This window comes from Listeria sp. SHR_NRA_18, from assembly GCF_003856515.1.
GTDB lineage: Bacteria > Bacillota > Bacilli > Lactobacillales > Listeriaceae > Listeria_A > Listeria_A newyorkensis.
Genome location: NZ_QPKR01000108.1, coordinates 1 through 388, shown reverse-complemented (window position 1 = coordinate 388; position 388 = coordinate 1). Strand labels below are relative to the sequence as shown.

The following is a 388-nucleotide window of genomic DNA, read 5'->3' as shown; positions in this document are numbered from 1 at the left end:
GAAAACCAGCATGGGGAAAGGCAAGCCGGAAGACATTCTGCCCGCCGATGCCATTGACCTGCTGGCAATGAAACTGCGTACTCCACTTCAGGTTCAACTGCATCTGACGCTGGCCCTGGAGGCTGGTTATCAGACGGGAGAAAAGCCGATAACCGCCGCCCTGGTTGAATCGGTACTTTCCCGCCAGCTTGACGATTTGGAGCCGACATTAACGCGGCATGGTTATCGACTGAAAGACATGGTGGCGCAGTTTGATGCAAAACCGGCAGAAATCAGGGCCATGTTCAACCATCAACTCGACCCGGCCAGAACGGCAGAACTGCGGGACAGGATGCTGGCAGTGGGCCTCCCAATATAACATTTTCCATTGGCAGTCAATGTGAGCCCA

General features: G+C 54.6%; 1 protein-coding gene. It reads left to right on the top strand.

The features are described 5' to 3' along the window. Nucleotides 1-358: hypothetical protein (locus tag DUK53_RS17365; RefSeq protein WP_201740752.1), on the top strand; the 358-nt coding region annotated here is incomplete at its 5' end. Nucleotides 359-388: the final 30 nt, after the last annotated feature.